The following is a 17,680-nucleotide window of genomic DNA, read 5'->3' as shown; positions in this document are numbered from 1 at the left end:
GCGAGCAAGCCCCTCAACCGAGCGTCATCGTCCCGCCCGTGGTCCACGCGGCGAGTTCGAACATCGTGGTGACTGGGGTGCCCGGGTCGAACCCGCTCCGCGCCTTTTCGGCCGCCGGTGTCCACTCGCGGTCCTGGTACAAGAAGGACGTGTGGTCGTTGAAGGCGATGCCGACCAGCACCTCGGCCACGATCCGCCCGCCCACCGGGCCGAGGTGATGACCGCCGGCTTTGTCCTTCGGCAAGGCCGACCGACCCTTCAATTCCGATTCCTTCAGGATGTAGAACCAGAGCGGCGCCCGGAATGCGAACGGATTGGGCGTCGAAGCGGTGGCGCTGAAGTCATGGCCCCGGCTGCCGCCCGCCGTGTCGTCCCAGAGTTCCTTCTCCGACAGAACGGGCACACGGATCGCCCGCGCCACGTTCTGCCCGGACGGCAGGGAGAAGGCGCTTCCGCGCAGCAGGTTCCGGTAGGCGAGCGAGGGGATGCCGTCGGGCTGATCGCCGCTCTTGGCCACGTCGGGGGGCAGCATCGCGAGGGGATCGACGATCTGGGCATCGATCCGGTAGCCGGGCTGGGTCCGCTGGGTATCGGTCTGCGGGAGGACGCCGAGGATGCCCTTGTCCTTCCCCGATCCCGTGACCGCGGTCGGCAGAGCCCCGGCACTGAAGAAGAGGCGCCAGTCGATCTCCCATCCGGGGGGGAGGGGGCCGAAACCGTTCAGGCTCTTGTCCGCCTCGAAGTTGTCCGAGAAGATCGGAATGCGGTGGAACCGGTGGTCGGCCGCAAAGGGCGCGACGGCATCGCCCCCGACGTTGGCATCGCCGCGCCGCAGGGCATAGCTCGGCCGTACCATGGAATGGCCGAACCGGAACGCGGCGACGGAGAACTCGACAGGCATGTACGCCTGACCGTCCTTGGGCTTGTAGAACTCGATGTGGGGGTGGGGCTTGGTTCCGCCGCCCAGATAGACGCGCTTCCACGTCTCCTCACCGACGATCCGCGGCAGGTAATCGTTCAGCACCAGATACTGGTAGTGCCAGCGCACGATCCGCTGTGCCTCGAGGAAGAGCCTGTGCCGGTCCGCCTTGAGATCGGGGCGGGCGGTTTCGAGCGTGTCCACGACCTTGTTATGGAAGTTCAGGAAGAGTGCCTGGACTTGGCAGATGATGCCGTTCTCATCGTTGCGGGGGTCGCCCGTCAGGGCCCGGCCCTCGACGTTGCGCGGCAACTCGCCCCGGCGCTCCATCGAAGGGTTCCCCGTCTGCCGGCCGAGCAGGAAGCGGATGCCGCCGCCGTCCACCGGCCGATCCTTGTAGAGGTAGGGTTGGTCGTCCGGTCCTCGTCCGTAGAGGGAATCGAGGTCGAACCGCGGGGTCCGGAAGTCCTCCGTGGCATCGGGATCGTTCTGCTTCTGCAGGGAGCTGTTGGGATCGAACGTCAGATCGTGGTCGATGAACTGACCGAAATAGGTATAGCCCGCGGGAATCGTCGGGTTCTCGTCGGCGGGCTCCGGCTCGCCATAGGGGGTGTCCAGGAGCTTGTTCGTGTCGGGCGGGTCCCGGTCGAAAGGGACCGCACCGAACACGACATCGGGGCCCTCCGCGACGGGCGTCTTCGGCGGGAGCGTTGCTTCGCCGCTCTTGCGAAAATGTGCTGTTTCCTGCTGGATCATGATCTTGGCTAGATTGGCCAGATCCGCCTTTTCATAGTTTTCGGGCGGCAGCCATCTGAACATCCGCCCGAAACGCGCGCCATCCAACGGGGAGCGGTCAACATAGGTCGCGCCACGCACGATACCATGAGCTCGCGTCATTGCGGTTCTCCCTAGTGGCCCAATAACCTGTCATTTATGACAATATTGGCTGTCATAGAATCGCGTTAAAGCAATAAATTATACCAATCGCATTAGTAATACTGGAAATACAAATTGTCCATGCATGAAACTTGAGGGCGGAAACATAAGTATATTATCGACAGCGCCGGCACTCGGGCGGGGGTGGGGCGGGGGTGGACGGCTATTCCGGGAGCCCCGCCTTCCGCAAGCCGGCCACGATGCGCTCGTACTCCCGCAGGAAGGTCGGGTTGTCGGACCAGCCTTCGTGCCGCCAATGGCTGACCGTGTAGCCAGGCTTGAGCTTGAGGAGCGACTCGACCGCGGATTTCGCCTCGTCCTGGCGTCCGAGCCAGGCATTGGAGGCCGCCAGATCGACGTAGTTGAGCCAGTAGGGCACGGCGGAAGCCGCGAGCGAACGGCGACACCACTCGACCGCCTCTTCGTCTCGCGCCAAGTGCGTGTAAGCGTGGCATTTGACGTACAGCCAGAAGCTCAGCAGCGGATCGCGCGGGCTCAGGCGTACGGCGTGATCGATCTGCGGGATCGCATCGGCAGAGCGGCCCGCCCGGAGGAGGGCGCTGGCCATGGCGCCGTAGGCGGGGGCGAAGTTGCGGTTGAGCGCGATGGAGGTTCCGTAGGCGGCGACCGCATCGTCGAATCGCTTTCGGCCGCGCAGGATGTCCGCTCTCACGAAATGCCCCATGGCGTCCTCGGGGCGGGCAGTGAGCGTCTCCTCGTTCAGGGCCTCGGCCCGTGCGAGGTCGGCCTCCTGCGCATCGGACATCCTGGCATTGACCTTGGCCGCCAGGGTCCTGGCGAGGCCGACGCGGGCATGCATGTGGTGCGGGTCCAGCGTCAGGGATCGCTCGAAGAGCGACTGGGCCTCCGACAATTGCCTGGGCGAGATCGGGCGGTTCAGGGCCGACCATCCCTGCATCGCAAGGTCGCTCGCGTCGGGGTTTCCGGACCGCTCCTTCTGCGCGCGCTGGCTCTCGGCCTCCGTCAGTTCGAGGTCCATCGTGCGGGCAAGACGCGCGATCAGATCGTCCTGAAGATCCGCGAATGTACTCCGGTCGCCCACGAAGCGGTCGGACCAGACCTGCGCGCCGGTCGCGACATCGGCGAGCTGGGCGTTGACGTGGATCTTGTCGCTTGCACGACGCACGCTGCCGAGGAGTGCATAGCGCACGCCGAGATCGTGCCCGATCTGCCGGAGATCCACCGCCTTTCCCTTGTAGGACATCGCCGTGCCGCTCGCGATGACGAAGCTCTCGCGGATGCGCGACAGGTCGGCGGTGAGGTCTGCGGTGAGGCTCTCCGCGAGGTAATCCTGTCCGGGGTCGCCGCTCAGGTTGGCGAAAGGCAGGACCACGATCGAAAGCCGCGGGGCGTCCCCGTCATGGGCCGTTTTCCTGTCCGGTTCGGGCATGCCGGCGGAGGTTGCGGCCAGCGTGGCGGGAGAAAGGGGCGGCGGGGCCGGCCGTGACACGTACCAACCGGTCCCCGCGATCAGGCAGCCGGCCAGGGCAGCCGCGGGGGCGAGGAGGGGGCGGCGCGTGGGCCGTGCGCGAACGGGGCCATCCGTGGGAAGGGCGGCGATCGTGTCCGGCGTGACGGCGAAGACGCGGGTCGGACGGCTGATATTCTTGAGGGATCGCTCGCCCCAGTCCTCGAAGGCGATCTCGATCCGATCACGGATCTGATCGCGGACGGTGCGCGAGAAGCACAACCCACCGCAGGGCGAGAGAGACTCCAGGCGTGCCGTGAGGTTGACGCTGTCGCCGGAGATATCCCCATCGCGCTCGATCATCACCTCGCCGGCGTTGATGCCGATGCGGAAGCAGATCCGCTTGTATTCAGGAACACCGGCATTGGTGTCGATCATCGCCTGCTGGAGATCGAGGGCGCATCGCACCGCTTCGACCGCGCTGGCGAACTCGGCGAGGACGCCGTCGCCCGTCGACTTGACGACGCGCCCGTCATGATGCCGGACGGCCGGATCGATCAGCCCGGAGCGCAGGGTTCGGAAGCGCCGCACGGTACCTTCCTCGTCGGCGCCGACGAGGCGGGAATATCCGACGATGTCGGCGATCAGGATCGCTGAGAGGCGACGCCCGGTGGCTGGCCTGCCCATTCTCCCGCTCTCGTCGCATGATGCCGAGCGCCGCCGCGGCGCGGCGCGGTGAGAGCATACCACGAAGGAGGGCCTGATGCGTGGCCCCTTACTCTATCGATCCGTCGCGATCCAAGAACTCGTGGAGGTCATGGATATAAACAGCGGCCCATCCAGCGTGGGATAAACGCTATACGAAGCCGGAAGCGGCCATCCAGGCCACTGATATGCCGGTGCGGATCGGTGCTGGCCCAAGGGGAGCGCTTCGGTAACTTGATCGGCCTGCGCCGACACCTTCTCCGTCGGTCCGGCCTCGCCGGCTGCCAAGGCGCTGTCCCCGGCGACATCGAAGCCCGCGCCCGCGCGGCGGACGCGTTCGCCGTGGCTTGATCATTTCGGGCAGCAGGCCCACCATCGTTGCTCTCTCGGACGGGAGGGGCTCATGCAAGTCACCGTTGCGGACGTGGGAGCGAGGCAGACGGCATCGGCTGCACGGCCGGCGCGTGTCACTCTGCTCGTTCTCTCGGCCCTGGCCATCGCGGCAGGGAGCGCCGCGATCCTCGGCGGCGATCCGACACGGGTCGAACCCGATCTCGCGCGGGTGCTCCGGCTCATGGCTGCGATGAAGGGGACCTTCGCCCTGGCGGCCTTCACGGCCTGCTACTGGCGCCTCGCACGGCCGGCGAACCCCTGGCGGATGGCCATCTACGTCGCCGCGCCGCCGCTCATGGCCGCCGGCGCGGCGGGGATGTGGTCGCTGCATCATCTCGGCGTCGCGGCCCTGGGTTTGCACGCCGGCCTGTTCGCCGTCCTCGCGGCGGCCTTGACCGACCCCGATTTCCTGCCCGCCCTCCGGCTGAAGAGCGGACGGCGTCTCTGAGGGCCGGCCGTCGATTCGTCGGATCCCGACGGCAAGGACCGGGTTGTTCCGCCGCCCACACGGATCGCCCCACCATGACCCTACGCAGTCCCGTCGCCATCCCACCCGGTCCCGGCCAAGAGAGCGTCTGGGACTATCCCAGGCCACCGCGGCTGGAGAGGGTGACCGTCCGTTTGCGCGTCGTCTTCGACGGCGTGGACATCGCCGACACGATTCGCGGCTGGCGCGTGCTCGAGACGAGCCATCCTCCGTCCTACTACCTGCCCCCGGACGATATCCGTCCCGGCTGCCTCGTTGCGGCAGGCGCGGGCAGCGTCTGCGAGTGGAAGGGGCGCGCGGCCTATTTCGACGTGGTCGGCGCCCGCCGCCGGGCTTCCCGGGCGGCCTGGACCTATCCGTCGCCGACCCCAGCCTTCGCGGAGCTCGGCGATCACGTCGCCTTCTACGTGGGGGCGATGGACGCCTGCTACGTCGGCGAGGAGCGTGCCAGCCCCCAGCCGGGCGGCTTCTATGGCGGCTGGATCACCGGGCAGGTCGTCGGCCCGTTCAAGGGCGAGCCCGGCACACAGGGGTGGTAGCCGAACGCGGCCTCACCCCGCCTCGGCGGGCGGCATCCTGCGCCCCGCGGTCTGAGGCGCCGGTTCCGGGCCTCTCGAGCAGCGACCGATCACGTCAAGGCGGCCCCCAGCCTCTCACCTCAGGCTGAGGTGCCCGCGTCAGCGGGCCTCTAAGGCCTCATCCTGAGGTGCCCGCGTCAGCGGGCCTCGAAGGAGGGCTCCAGCCTGCCGCGCGATCCCTGGAGCCCTCCTTCGAGGCGGCTGTCGCCGCACCTCAGGATGAGGGGAAAATTTGGAGAAGGCTTGCTGACCAACTCGTTCCGGGGCGGCTCTAGCCTGCGTGCTCCGGTTATCGGCCGCCATCGCGCGGCGTTCCGTGAACGGCTTGCCGCCACGCCTCGACGCCGCCCGACTGAAGCCAGAGCCATGCCGTTATGGCCACCCAGGGACCGCCAATCAGGATGAAAGCGAGTAGGCCCATGATGTCCTCCCTTGTCGCGGAGCGTCAGGCCGACCGAGCGAGACAAGCCCGCGCTGCTTCGGCCGTATTGTGCCACGCATCCCGTTCCCATTGAACGGCTTTGATCGAGGCCTGCCCCGTACCGGCGCCGATGGCGGTTTCAGCGGGATTGTCGTGTGAGTGGGCGCGCCCCGGCACCTCCGCCGGGTGATCGCCGCCGGCTCAATGCAGCGGCGGTGACATGCTGGCGACGACGGCAAGGCCGGTGGGCGCCTCGCCACAGCCTTCGCAGCGCAGGCGCTTCGCGACGGAGATCACGTCCTCATCCTCGACGGCCTCGAGTTGTCCCCAGCTCGCCCAGGTCGAGACCCGACAACGGGGACAATGCATGATGCGCAGCCCCGTATAGCCGACCTGCTTCCAATCGGTGACCGTTTGCGGAACGAAATAGGTCATCGTTGCCTCCGGGACTGACCGACACATCGCGGGGAAGGACCTGAACGGGCTGAAGACCCCGTTCGCCACTGCGGCTCTTCGGATGAATTGTCGAAGCTCTCGCTCAGTTCGGCGAGCGTCTCGTCAATTCCCGCCGCAGCGGCGCGATAGAGCTGGAACGCACGCTGGCAGGCCACACGCTGGGACGGGTCGAGGGTGCCTTCCATCTCCACGATGGCATCCCACCCGGCCTTTCGCAGTTCGTCGGAAAAGCGCTGATATCGATGGAGGATATCATTGCGGATGTTCAGCTCTACGGCCGTCAATCCGACAGCTTCTTCATCGGTGAACGATAGAATTACCGCATGACCCATCACCATCTCCCCGAATGATTTTCAGTATATTAGATGGCAAACGACGCTATAAGCGGTCGCGGCGGCAATGGGTATTCGCAGTGCGCTATCTTGTCAATGCGCCTAGACTTTGGAACAATCTGTATCTTTTGAGAAAAAATGCCCTGATTGGCTCGATTTAGTGGTAAATAGGCCGTATCGCGGCACAAAAGCAAATATGTTCTGATCGCCGACTCATGGATGATGTGAGACAAGCCTAGCGTGATGAGGGTAGATTATCGGATTTGTATTGGATCGATCTGGTTTCGACGAGTGGTAGGGTGTTGGAAGACTTTCGAAATCGCATGTTGTCACGAGGTCTGGATCGGCTCCTTACCACCGAATACGGAAGCACCGATGGTTTCACTTAACCTCCGGTAACAGGATCACAGGATCCTGTTGCAGCTTAGGGCCGGTGCGTCGTCATTCAGCGTGAAGAAGCCGTGCACGGAATGCTCGAGACATCCCGCATTGGCCATTTCGAGACCGCTGTCGGCGCAGTCCAGACGGGGGACGGGAGCCGTAGCACCTACGTCACCCCAAAAAAGCTCGCCTCACGGGACCACGGCATTGCGGGCCTGCCGGTGCCGCTGCCGCTTCTGCGAGCCTCGAACCCTGTACCCTGGCGATGCCATCATCCGCGATTCTCGTGGCAATTCGACCGAAGGCTGACCGGAACGGCTTCACACCAACGTGTGGCTGCGCACCTGTCCCTGCCGTCTCAATGCGGACCTGTGCAGGACTGCCGGTCTCACCTACGTCAGACAATCCCTAGCTTGAGGGTCTCGGCGATCCGGGTTTAGCAATCGAATCGCTGGTTATAGGGAACTCCATCAATCGATGTCCGTTGACGCGGTGCAGCGAGGTACGCATACTCCCTGTGCCCTTCTTGGGCGTTTCCTCCCTAGACTTCGGGCCGCCCCCAAGGGGTGGCCTTTTTTGTGTGCGATGGCCGGCGGATGGGCGGCGGCGCGGGGGAACGATCCATCACGGTCGGTGTTCGGTCATGGTTCTGGAGACCCGACATCGCCATGGTCATGATCATCATCTGCATTCTCGCGCCATGGCTCGCCATGTTCCTGCGCGGGAAGGTGCTTCAGGGCATCCTGTGTATCCTGCTCCACATCACGCTGATCGGCTGGATCCCGGCGACGATCTGGGCTCTGGTGGTCACCCGGCGTGAGAGTGCGGCCTGACGGGCTGACACTGCACGCGACCGGCCGAACGGAGGCAGCGCCATGCGGGGACGTCGTCGGACAGGAAGCGGCCCGGGATCGTGGCTCGCCTTAGGGACCGAGATCGCGATGCTCGGCGTCGAGGCGCAGATGGTCATCGGCGAGCGGATGGCACTGATGATGGTCGGCGGCCCGAAGGCACGCCGGGAGGCGCGGCGCATGGTGGCCGAGAAGGTCCTCGCCGCAGGCCAGGCGGCGGCGACGCTCGCGGCCGGGGGGACGCCGCGCAAGGTCGTCCGGGGATATCGCCGGAAAGTCCAGGCCAACCATCGGCGGCTCACCAAGGGCTGATCCACTTCGCGATGCGTGCCTGACGCGCAGCCGGGCACCCCGGCGGGGCGTCACGGCGCCGGGGCTGGGTCCGAATCCGCCGTCCCTCACGTATCAAGACTGCTTGCGGGAGACGCGCTTCCGAAGGGGCGCCGGGTGCTTTTCCCGGGGCATCGTCTCGCTCACATGGTCGTAGACCACCTCGGCGCTGAACGGCTTGGCGATGAACGTCGCGCCGTCGGGCAGATCCCCCGGTTTGGGATTGGCTTCGCCGGACGCGACGACGATCGCGATATGCGGCCACCGCTCGGAGGTCCGACGCGCCAGGGCGAACCCGTCGAGATCGCCCGGCATGTGCACGTCGGTGAACAGCAGGTGGACTTCGCCATGATGCCGCTCGAGCACGGCCATGGCGTCGACGACGTTCATCGCGTCGAGGACATGGAACCCCGCATCCTCGAGGATGTAGCTGGCGTCCATCAGGATGAGGGCATCGTCATCGACGACGAGCGCGCAGAGAGAATCCGGTGACGTCTGATCAGACACGCGCAATGTTCCCGGTCATGGCGACGAAAGGATCCTCGCTCGCACGGACCGATGCGGAACGGGATGCGGGCGCATTACGTTTCAAAGCCACAATTGATCCAGGAGTTTCCCCATGCGCGTGCTGACCGTTGTTTCCATCCTTGCCATGACTGCCGTGGCCGGCGTCGGACAGGCTGAGGCCAAGGGCTGTCTGAAGGGTGCCGTCGTCGGCGGTCTGGCGGGTCATATGGTCGGCCACGGCGTGGCGGGAGCCGCCGCCGGCTGCGCCATCGGCCATCACCGCGCCAACCGGGCCACCACGACCAACACGATGCCGACCTCGGCGGGTTCGACGGCCCCGACCACCACGTCGCGCTCGTACTGATCCCCGCGGCGGTTCACGCCAAGTGCTCGAGAGCTTTGCGGCGACGCCGGATGTCGTGGTTCGCCCGAACATCCGTTTCGCCGTGAAGAGCGGCCTCACGTCGTGATCCGTCCAAGATGATGCGCCGGCGCCCTCGTACAGGGGCTTTGGCGGCCCGCCCCGACCGGGTTCACGCCGCCGAAGCCGCGCGCTCGCGTGCCTTGGCCAGTGAGCGCTCGATGACGGCCTGAAGATGGGCCCGGTCGAAGGGCTTTCCGACGTGGTCGTTCACACCGGCCGCGATCAGGGTCCGGACCTGCTCCGGCAGGACATGCGCCGTCATGGCCAGGATCGGCAGCTCGCGGACCTGCCCCTCGAGGCCGCGGATCAGCCTCGTGGCGGTGATGCCATCCATGACAGGCATCTCGATATCCATCAGAACCAGATCGAACGGCTCCGCCTGGACCATGTCCACGGCCTCCCGTCCGTCGCAGGCGGTGGACACGCGGTAGCCCATCGCTTCGAGGACCATCTGGGCGATCTCGCGGTTGATGGCCCCATCCTCGACGAGCAGGAGATGCGCCGGCCGCCGCGGGGACGAACCGGACGAGGCGGGCGGGGCCGCGACGGCCGTTGGTTCGAGCCCGCGCTCGCCGGCGGATGCGAAGGGCAGGACCAGATCGAACCAGAAAGTCGATCCTTCGCCGTCGCGGCTCTCCAGGCCGATGGTGCCGCCCATCGCCTCGATCAGCCCCTTGGCGATGGCGAGGCCCAATCCCGTGCCGCCGAACCGCCGCGTGGTGCTGCTGTCGGCCTGCACGAACCGCGCGAAGAGCCGGGTCTGCGCCTCGGCGGGGATACCGATGCCGGTGTCGCGGACGGTGACGTGCAGGGCGTTGCCCCCGGCCGCCTCCGTTTGCGTGATCGCCACCGTCACGGACCCCTGCTGCGTGAACTTGACCGCGTTGTTGACGAGGTTGAGCAGCACTTGGCGAAGCCGGTTCTTGTCGCCGATCACGGGACGGTCGTCCGCCGCGTCGCCCACCATGCGCAGGTCTAGACCCTTGCGCTCGGCGGTGCCCGCAACCAAAGCGACGGTCTCCTCCACGAGGCCGTGCGGCGAGAACGGAGCGGCCTCGAGCGTGACGCCATCCGCTTCGATGCGGGCGTAATCGAGGATGTCGTTGACCACCGTCGTCAGGACCTCGCACCCGACGCGCATCTGCTCGATGCAGCGCCTCTGGCCCGGGGTGAGGCTGTGATCGTCGCGGAGGAGGTCGCCGAAGCCGACGATGGCGTTCAGGGGCGTACGCACCTCGTGGCTCATCGTCGCCAGGAAGTCGCTCTTGGCCCGCTCGCCGGCTTCGGCGCGGGACTGGGCCGCCTCGGCCCGGTCGCAGGCCTCGGCCAGTTCCATCGTCCGGGCCGCGACACGCCCCTCCAAGTCCGCATTGGCTTGCTCGAGGGCCCGGTCACGCTCGCTCAGGCGCACGAGCAATCCGGTCAGCGCCCCCGTCAGTTCGGAGATCTCGAGGTACCCCCTCGGCTTGGGCAACCGGGCGTCGGCGGGGGCATTGCTGACGTCGCCCGCGGCCCTGGCGAGGGCGCGGAGGGGATCGGCCAAGCGTTCGGCGGCCCACCAGCCCAGCAGGGCGAAGAGCAGCGAGAACGCCGCACCCCCGAGCATCAGGCGGTTGATGATCGGGTCTGAGATGGCCTTCGCCACCTCGACGCGCTGACGAACCAGGACGGTCCACGGCAGGGTCGGCTTGTCGGCGGACGGTCGCCCCCGGCTCGCGCCGGTGAAGTAGTCTCCGCCATCGGGCCATCGTCCCCGGGCGCTGGACAGTTCGGCGCCGGCCGTCAGCGCCGGGAGGGCGGGCAGGTCGGAGCCGATCCTCTGGCCGGTCCGGTCGCCCGCGCCGAGGACGACGGTCCCGTCACCGGCGAGGATCAGCACCTCGACGCTCGGCTCCCGCTTGAGCGCCCTGGCGATGGCCGCCCGGCTCATGTCGCGCATCCAGCTGACGCTCAGGTGGCCGCCGACGACGCCGACCTTGGCGCCGGATGCGTCGCGGAGCGGCATCGCGACATCGACGAATCGCCACGGCTCGCCGGAGGGAAGGGCCGGCAGGCGTGTGGCGAGGAGCTTCGCTTCGTGGATGTCGATGACGGACGCGGCTTCCATGCCCTGCCGGAACCACGGCCGCGCCGCGACGCTCTCACCCTCCAGGACGCCGCCGGTGCTGGCCACGACGGCGCCGCTCCTGTCCGCGAAGCCGATCCAGGCATAGGCAGGATAGCTCTCGCTCAAGGCGTCGACCCAGACGCGCCGCGCCTCCGGCGTGGTCGCGTTCGTCCGCGCCACCGCGGACAGCACGGCCATGTCGCCGAGCCGCTCCGTGATGTTGACGTCGATGATCTGCCGCAGGTGCTCCGCGAGTTCCGCCGTGTGGGCTTCGGCGCGGATCTGCGCCCGCTGCGCGACGAACTGAGAAACGGCGATCGTGGCGGCGAACGTGAGGATCAGCGCCCCGGCCGCGAAGACGAGGGCCAGGAGCGTGCGCAACCGCATGACGACGTCCTACCACGAAACCGCCGGACCCTGGCACGAAGCGGTTAATCCAAACTGTCAGGTACTTCACAATGCGGCCGAAGGACGGCGCGCGAGAGTCCGCGTCGGCCGGCCCGGAAACCACTGGATCGCGCGCTTTTCGTCTTTGCGAGCGGAGCGAAGCAATCCAGGGCCGCGGGACAACTCAGAACGGAGCGGATCCCTGGGTTGCTTCGCTTCGCTCGCAATGACCGTGGAGATGACGTGATCCAAGTGTCCCGGACAACGCCCTAAGCGCGTACGACAGGGAACACGACCCCCTCGAAGACGGTGCCCCAGACCGGGATATCTCTGAGCTTCATCGGATCGACGGCGTAGGGATCGTCGTGGAGCACCGTGAAGTTGGCGACCTTGCCCGGCGCGATGCTGCCGATCCTGTCCTCCTGCCGCCAGGAATAGGCCGCCTCGATGGTCACGGCCCGCAGCGCCGCATCGACGTCGATCCTCTGCTCCGGTCCGGCCACGCGGCCCGAAGGCGTGAGGCGGTTGACGGCGTACCAGGCCAGGGCGAGGGGCGCCGCGGGGGCCATCGGCAGGTCCGAATGGAGGGAGAAGGGGATGGCGTGATCGAGGACCGATCTCGCCCGGACCATGACGTCGGCGCGCTCCGGCCCGAGGCCGCTCTCCCCGTATTTGTCGGCAAAGCCCACCGGATAATACGGATTGGCGCTGACGATGGCGCCGAGCCGGGCGATCCGCGCGACCTGCTCGTCGGTGGAGTTGGCGAAATGGACGATCACCGTGCGATGGTCGGCGCGCGGGTTCTCGGCCATCAGCTTTTCGAGGACGTTCAAGAGCACTTCCAGCCCGAGGTCGCCGTTGACATGCACATGGATCTGATAGCCCGCGTTCCAGTAGAGGCGGGCGCGCTCTTCCAGTTGCCCAGGCGGCATGATCCATTCGCCCTTGTGGCCGTCGAGATACCCGTCTTTCATCTGCATCAGCTGTGAGATGATTGCGCCGTCGGCGAAGAGCTTGATCTGTTTTGGGAAGAACATCAGCTTCTTGCCCGGGCCGGCCGGCGATACCGCGATCTGCGCCTCCGTCGCCTCCAGGGCCCGGGCGAGGCCGACCCGGTCGGGAATGCCCCGTCCGTCCGCGAGGAAGGTGGCGTACATCGGCGTCGTGGGCGCGCCGAGGATCGCCTCGTAGATCGTCCACATGTCGGGCGTGTAGAGCGCGCCCGGTTCGTTATAGGCGGTCACGCCGTTGGCGTGCAGGTAGGCGACCATCTGCCGGAGGCCGGAGCGAAGGCGTTCGGGCGTCGCCAGAACCTTCAGCATCGGGCCGATCATGAAATTCAGGCCGCCTTCCCAGAAATGACCGTTGGCGAAATCGACCTGCCGGCTCCACTCACCCTTGCCCCGTGTCGCGTCTTCACGGATGCCCAGCGCCGTGATCGCGGCGGAGTTCAGGGTGAATTCGTGGCAGGAGCGCTGCCAGATCGCGATGGGCCGCGCCTCGCTCACCCCGTCGAGGTCGGCGCGCATCAGCGGCCCGTGCCACAGCGGATGATAGCCCCATGACAGGAGCCATTCCCCGGGATCCTTGAGGGCGGCCTCCGCCGACCGGAGCCGGGACCTGTACTCCTCCGGCGTCGTGGCGGCCTTGAAGGTCCGCCCCGGCATGGGCCAATCCTCCGGCGCGATCACCTCCACGGCGAGCGTCAGCGCGCCCAGGATCGGATGCAGATGCTGGTCGATGAAGCCGGGCAGGATCACGTGATCGGCGAAGGTGTCGTCGATCGTGGAGGGCCGGTCGCCGAGGGCCGCCTTGACCTGTTCGAGCGACCCGGCCGCGACGATCGTCTTGCCCTGCACGGCCACCGCCCATGCTCTTGGATTTTCCCGCTCCATGGTGATGACGGCCTTCGCGGTGAAGATCGTGGTGGCTGGGTTCGCCTTGCCGCCGTCCCTCGGCAGATCGCCTTCCAGAACGCCGTTCAGGGAGCCGTCGGCCAAAGCAGGCCCGATGCCGGCGGGTCCGACCGCCTCGGCGACGAAGACGCCGGCCGCCGCGGCGGCGCTGCCCAGGAAAGACCTGCGCGATGTGGCGCTGAGAGCCGTGAAGGCGGCGGCCATCGCCGAGCTGCAGATCATGCACATCGCCGTCTCCTCCCCGGTCCACCCCACCCTTCTCAATCGACGCGCGAGATCTTCGGGGGCTGCCACGTCTGCTTCAGGATGTCGTCGCCGGGCAGATACGTGCGAAGTAAAAGGAAGAACGGTTCGTCCGGCGCAGGCAGCCAGTTGCTGTCCTTGTCCCCGCCCGGCGAAGTCGTCTGCACATAGATCGTCAGCCCGCCATCGGCGTCGTGCTTCATCCCGCTGCGGTCACCCAGCGAGTAACGGTCGATCGGGTTGGCGACGAGATTGTACTTGAGATTGTACATCGTGATCGACCAGAACGCCTCGACCTTGGGTTCGGCGCCCTTACCGAAATGGATGACGTAGCGATGGTTGCCGGATAGCATCCTTCCGTCGCCATCGACCGACGCGTTGAGATAGGTCGCCTCGACCGGGTCGTTGGCGTTGAAGCCGGCGGCCGGTTGAAGCGCCCGCAGGAGCCAGTCGCGGGTTTGCGTCATTCTCCCCGTTTCAGGGGGCGGATAGTTCCAGCCGTTGACGTTCGTCTGCCGGTAGCCGGCCGCGAATGCTGCATTGATGATCGTTCGCCCGTCGATGGCGGCCCGCGCCAGCCCGCGTTTGGTGCTTGGATCGAGCGCGTCGGGATCGAGGCCGGGCCCCACGCCGATACGGGCGAAGGACTGGAGCATATCCCCATCGCGCGGGTCGGCGGGCACTTCGCGCATGGCCCGATCGATCGTTCGCCACTCGTTGAGCGGGTCGGCGTGCCGGTCGAACGGCTCCCAGATCCCGGCGCCCGGCGGAGGAGCGGGATGGGCGTGTCCCCATTGGGAGAGGGGCGTCAGCGTGTACCCGTCCTGGATGGCGTGGACCGCCGGCAGGTCGGCGGCATCCCTGACGGCGGTGCGCACCTGGAGGAACGCCCAGGGGGTCGGCGAGGGCGGGAGCGCGGTCACGCCGGCCGGCAGCGGGCCCGTCCAGCCTGGGCCGATGATGGCGAAGTGGCCGGCCCCGTCGCCGGTCGTGCGCGTGCCGACATAGGCGAAGTTGTCATCCATGTAGTCGGTCAGCTCGACCGAGTGATACCGGTCCGAAATGGCCGGTACGCTGAGGACGATGGGCCCGTCCTTCAGGGATAACCACGAACGCGAATAGAGGGTGTCGTTGTTGGGCGAGCCGCCATCCACATGGCTCGCGTCCTTCAGTTCGCGGAAATGGAACAGCCGGTTCGCCTGATGTCCGACATCGGCGCTCCGGTTCCACCGTTGTTCGGTCATGTAAGACCAGGGAGACGTATAGATGTAGGCCTGGACGCCGAGCGAATAGGCGTACATCTCCCGCCAGTCGGGCTTGGTCTCCTGCGCACGACCCGTGAGCGCCGGGACGGCGACCATCGCGGCGATCATGACCGCGAGACGGGGCAAGGCTCGAACGCGCATCGCTGTCCCCTTCGATGGGATTGAGGCGTCCCGCATCCCGCGACGGCCTGCCGTGCTCAGGTCGATCGGTGGATGCTCTTCCCTTCCTTGATCGTTTCGACGACCTTGAGCGTGATCAGATCCTCGGGCTTCACCGCGAGGGGGTTTTCGCTCAGGACCACGAAGTCGGCGAGCTTGCCGGGCGTGATCGTGCCCTTGTCCGCCTCTTCGAAATACTGGATGGCCGGCCAGAGCGTCATGGCTTTGAGCGCGGTCAGCGTATCGACACGTTCCTCGGGGCCGAGCACATGGCCGGAGCGCGTCACGCGGGTCACGGTGGCCGACAGCACGCGGATCGAGTCCGGGTTGGCGACCGGCGCATCGTGATGGGTCGTGAAGATCAGGCCGAGGGTCCGTGCCGAGCGGCAGGGCGAGATCCGCGCAGCCCGCTCCGGCCCCAGAACCGAATCGCGGTGCCAGTCGCCCCAGTAATAGGTGTGCATGGGGAAGAAGGACGGCAGGATGGCCAGCTCCTTCAGCTTGGGCAACTGGTCGAGCCGCGTCGTCTGGCCGTGGTCCAGGACCGCGCGTCGGTCGCCGGGGCCATGCTTGGCGGTCCCCGCCGCGACCGCCTCGATCAGCCAGTCGACCGCCGCGTCGCCGTTGGCGTGGGTCAGGATCTGCCAGCCGTTGGCGAAGGCGAGATCGACGGCGCCGACGATCTGCTCCTTGGTGATCGCCGCGTAGCCGCGGTAGTCCGGGCCCTTCCCGTCGGGCGGCTTGTAGTAGGGCTGCGAGAGGAACGCCGTCTTGCCCTGCGGCGAGCCGTCGATGGTCGCCTTCACGCCGCCGATGCGGACGTGGTGCGTGTAGTCGCGCGAGGGCGCGGCCTCCTTCAGGGATTGGAAGACGTCGGGATAGACAACGACGTCGACATCGAGCAGCCCGGCCTCGCCCGCCTGCGCGAGCATCGTGGCGCTGCCGGGCATGGCCCGGCCCTCCTGAACGGTCGTGTACCCGAAGGAGGCGTAGAAGGCGGCCCCCGCCTTGATCATGTCGAGATAGGCTTGCCGGTCGAGGCGGCCGAGAAGCGTGCTGATCGCGGTGAAGAACGCGGCCTCCTCGCAGACCCCGTTCGGGGTCGCGCCGTCGGCCCCGCGGCGGAAGGCGCCGCCGGGCGGATCGGGCGTGTCCCTGGTCACGCCCACCCGATCCAGCGCCTTGCCGTTGAGGCTCCCGAGATGGCCCGACTGGTGGACGATCACGATCGGGACGTCGGACGAGACGGCGTCGAGGTCGGCGCGGGTCGGGTGGCGCTGTTCCCTCAACTGGGAGTCGTCGTAGCCGAACCCGATGATGACGCCGTAACGATCGATGATCCTGCTGTTCCCGACGATCCAGTCCCGCAGGATGCGTTGCAGCGCCGGGATATCGTTGCCCGCCCCGTCGGGCGCCGGCAGCAGGTTCGCCGCGAGCGCCTGCAACCCGACCATGACCACGTGCCCGTGCGGATCGACGAAACCCGGGAGCAGCGCCTTGCCCTGGAGATCGACGGTCCTGACGGGGCCGCTGGCCTGTCTTTCGACATCGGCGCGGGCGCCGACGGCGACGATCCTCCCGCCACGGACGAGGATGGCCTCGGCGGTCGGCCGCGCGTCGTCGATGGTGACGATCGGGCCACCGCTGAAGAGCGTGTCGGCCCCCTCCGAAGCCGCCTCGGCCGGGCTGCACACGAAGCGCCGGGTCACTCCCGCCAAGCCGGCCGATGCGACCCCGGCGAAGGCGTGCTTCAGGAGCACGCGGCGGGATACGGCGTCCGCGAGGGCCCCGGCGAAAGGACTGCAGGCAAAGCACATGGTCCTCTCCCGTCACCGAGAAAGCCGCCCCGGCGATCGCGCGAGCCTGCCGGGGCGGTCGCAGCCGCGCGGCGTCCTCCGAAGGCTCTTTTCGATCGCCCCTCGAGCCTAGCCCTCCCTGCCGGATCGATCTTGAGGCAGATCAATGGCGGGGACTGTCGGGATCCATGCCGGCCGGGGTCGGGGACGCATGCCCTGAAGTGGGGATGGTGCGGGCGGCCGGCGTCGTCGCGAGGCGTCCGGGCCTGAGGAGCAGGGCGACCAAGCCCGTCCAGCCCGTCTGATGCATCGCGCCGAGCCCCGCACCGGTATCGCCGTTGAAATATTCGTGGAACGGGATGCAGTCGCGCAGGTGAGGATCGTCGGCGAGTTCACCGTAGGACGCGAGGACCGGGCGGCGGCCGTCCGGTCCCCGCAGGAACAGGGCGCAGAGGCGCCGGCTCAACTCGTCCGCGATCTCGGGGAGGCTGAGAAAATGGCCCGAACCGGTCGGGCATTCGAAGCGGGTGTCGTCGCCATAGAAGGCCCCGAAGCGATCCAGCGCCTCGATCAGGAGGATGTTGATCGGCATCCAGACAGGACCGCGCCAGTTCGAGTTCCCCCCGAAGGTGGCGGTCGTCGACTCGGCCGGCTCGTA

15 protein-coding genes are annotated in these 17,680 nt (G+C 67.1%); 5 read left to right on the top strand and 10 right to left on the bottom strand.

Annotation, left to right across the window (positions count from 1 at the left end; all coding sequences use genetic code 11):
* Positions 1-13: 13 nt before the first annotated feature.
* Positions 14-1,588: a peroxidase family protein gene (locus tag MFF22_RS13420; RefSeq protein WP_238249474.1), complete on the bottom strand. Its 1,575-nt coding sequence runs from the start codon at positions 1,586-1,588 to the stop codon at positions 14-16.
* A 430-nt stretch (positions 1,589-2,018) separates the two neighbouring features.
* Positions 2,019-3,971, bottom strand: coding sequence for an adenylate/guanylate cyclase domain-containing protein (locus MFF22_RS13415; RefSeq protein ID WP_238249473.1), 1,953 nt, complete (start codon positions 3,969-3,971; stop codon positions 2,019-2,021).
* Between the two features lie 421 nt (positions 3,972-4,392).
* On the opposite strand from MFF22_RS13415, the gene MFF22_RS13410 reads away from it, so the two are divergent.
* Together MFF22_RS13410 and MFF22_RS13405 are read left to right on the top strand one after the other, a co-directional pair.
* Positions 4,393-4,830, top strand: a complete 438-nt coding sequence (locus MFF22_RS13410) for a hypothetical protein (RefSeq protein WP_238249472.1) — start codon at positions 4,393-4,395, stop codon at positions 4,828-4,830.
* A 74-nt stretch (positions 4,831-4,904) separates the two neighbouring features.
* Entirely contained in the window at positions 4,905-5,408 is a 504-nt protein-coding gene (locus MFF22_RS13405; RefSeq protein ID WP_238249471.1) for a DUF427 domain-containing protein, read from the top strand.
* Positions 5,409-6,069: 661 nt separating this feature from the next.
* On the opposite strand, the gene MFF22_RS13400 is transcribed toward MFF22_RS13405, so the two are convergent.
* Positions 6,070-6,303, bottom strand: a complete 234-nt coding sequence (locus MFF22_RS13400; RefSeq protein ID WP_238249470.1) for a hypothetical protein — start codon at positions 6,301-6,303, stop codon at positions 6,070-6,072.
* On the bottom strand, positions 6,300-6,656 hold the full coding sequence (locus MFF22_RS13395; RefSeq protein ID WP_238249469.1) for a hypothetical protein: 357 nt from the start codon (positions 6,654-6,656) through the stop codon (positions 6,300-6,302). Before MFF22_RS13395 ends, MFF22_RS13400 begins: the two co-directional genes overlap by 4 nt.
* Before the next feature lie 1,049 nt (positions 6,657-7,705).
* Between MFF22_RS13395 and MFF22_RS13390 the strand changes: the two genes are divergently transcribed.
* Entirely contained in the window at positions 7,706-7,870 is a 165-nt protein-coding gene (locus MFF22_RS13390; protein WP_238249468.1) for a YqaE/Pmp3 family membrane protein, read from the top strand.
* A 42-nt stretch (positions 7,871-7,912) separates the two neighbouring features.
* Positions 7,913-8,200, top strand: a complete 288-nt coding sequence (locus tag MFF22_RS13385) for a hypothetical protein (protein WP_238249467.1) — start codon at positions 7,913-7,915, stop codon at positions 8,198-8,200.
* A gap of 93 nt (positions 8,201-8,293) precedes the next feature.
* Here the strand turns inward: MFF22_RS13385 and MFF22_RS13380 are convergent, their stop codons facing one another.
* Positions 8,294-8,725: a response regulator gene (locus MFF22_RS13380; RefSeq protein ID WP_283206179.1), complete on the bottom strand. Its 432-nt coding sequence runs from the start codon at positions 8,723-8,725 to the stop codon at positions 8,294-8,296.
* Positions 8,726-8,837: 112 nt separating this feature from the next.
* Here MFF22_RS13380 and MFF22_RS13375 point away from each other — a divergent pair, with 112 nt between their 5' ends.
* The gene (locus MFF22_RS13375) at positions 8,838-9,089 is read left to right on the top strand and encodes a hypothetical protein (protein ID WP_238249466.1); all 252 of its coding nucleotides are present in this window, start codon (positions 8,838-8,840) and stop codon (positions 9,087-9,089) included.
* A 169-nt stretch (positions 9,090-9,258) separates the two neighbouring features.
* On the opposite strand, the gene MFF22_RS13370 is transcribed toward MFF22_RS13375, so the two are convergent.
* From MFF22_RS13370 to MFF22_RS13350, 5 genes are all read right to left on the bottom strand, one after another.
* Entirely contained in the window at positions 9,259-11,643 is a 2,385-nt protein-coding gene (locus tag MFF22_RS13370) for a hybrid sensor histidine kinase/response regulator (protein WP_238249465.1), read from the bottom strand.
* A 269-nt stretch (positions 11,644-11,912) separates the two neighbouring features.
* A complete protein-coding gene (locus MFF22_RS13365; protein ID WP_238249464.1) occupies positions 11,913-13,787 on the bottom strand; it encodes an amidohydrolase in 1,875 nt (624 codons plus the stop codon).
* 32 nt (positions 13,788-13,819) lie between these two features.
* Positions 13,820-15,208 (bottom strand): DUF1254 domain-containing protein, encoded by a 1,389-nt coding sequence (locus MFF22_RS13360; protein WP_238249463.1) that lies wholly within the window; start codon positions 15,206-15,208, stop codon positions 13,820-13,822.
* A gap of 56 nt (positions 15,209-15,264) precedes the next feature.
* Entirely contained in the window at positions 15,265-17,043 is a 1,779-nt protein-coding gene (locus tag MFF22_RS13355; protein ID WP_238249462.1) for an amidohydrolase, read from the bottom strand.
* A gap of 142 nt (positions 17,044-17,185) precedes the next feature.
* Positions 17,186-17,680, bottom strand: a 495-nt coding sequence (locus MFF22_RS13350) for an MGH1-like glycoside hydrolase domain-containing protein (RefSeq protein ID WP_444543598.1), incomplete at its 5' end; no start/stop codon positions are given.

The sequence above is a fragment of the Methylobacterium persicinum genome (assembly GCF_022179525.1).
In the GTDB taxonomy this organism is placed as follows: domain Bacteria; phylum Pseudomonadota; class Alphaproteobacteria; order Rhizobiales; family Beijerinckiaceae; genus Methylobacterium; species Methylobacterium persicinum.
This window is presented reverse-complemented; position numbering and strand designations above follow the sequence as displayed.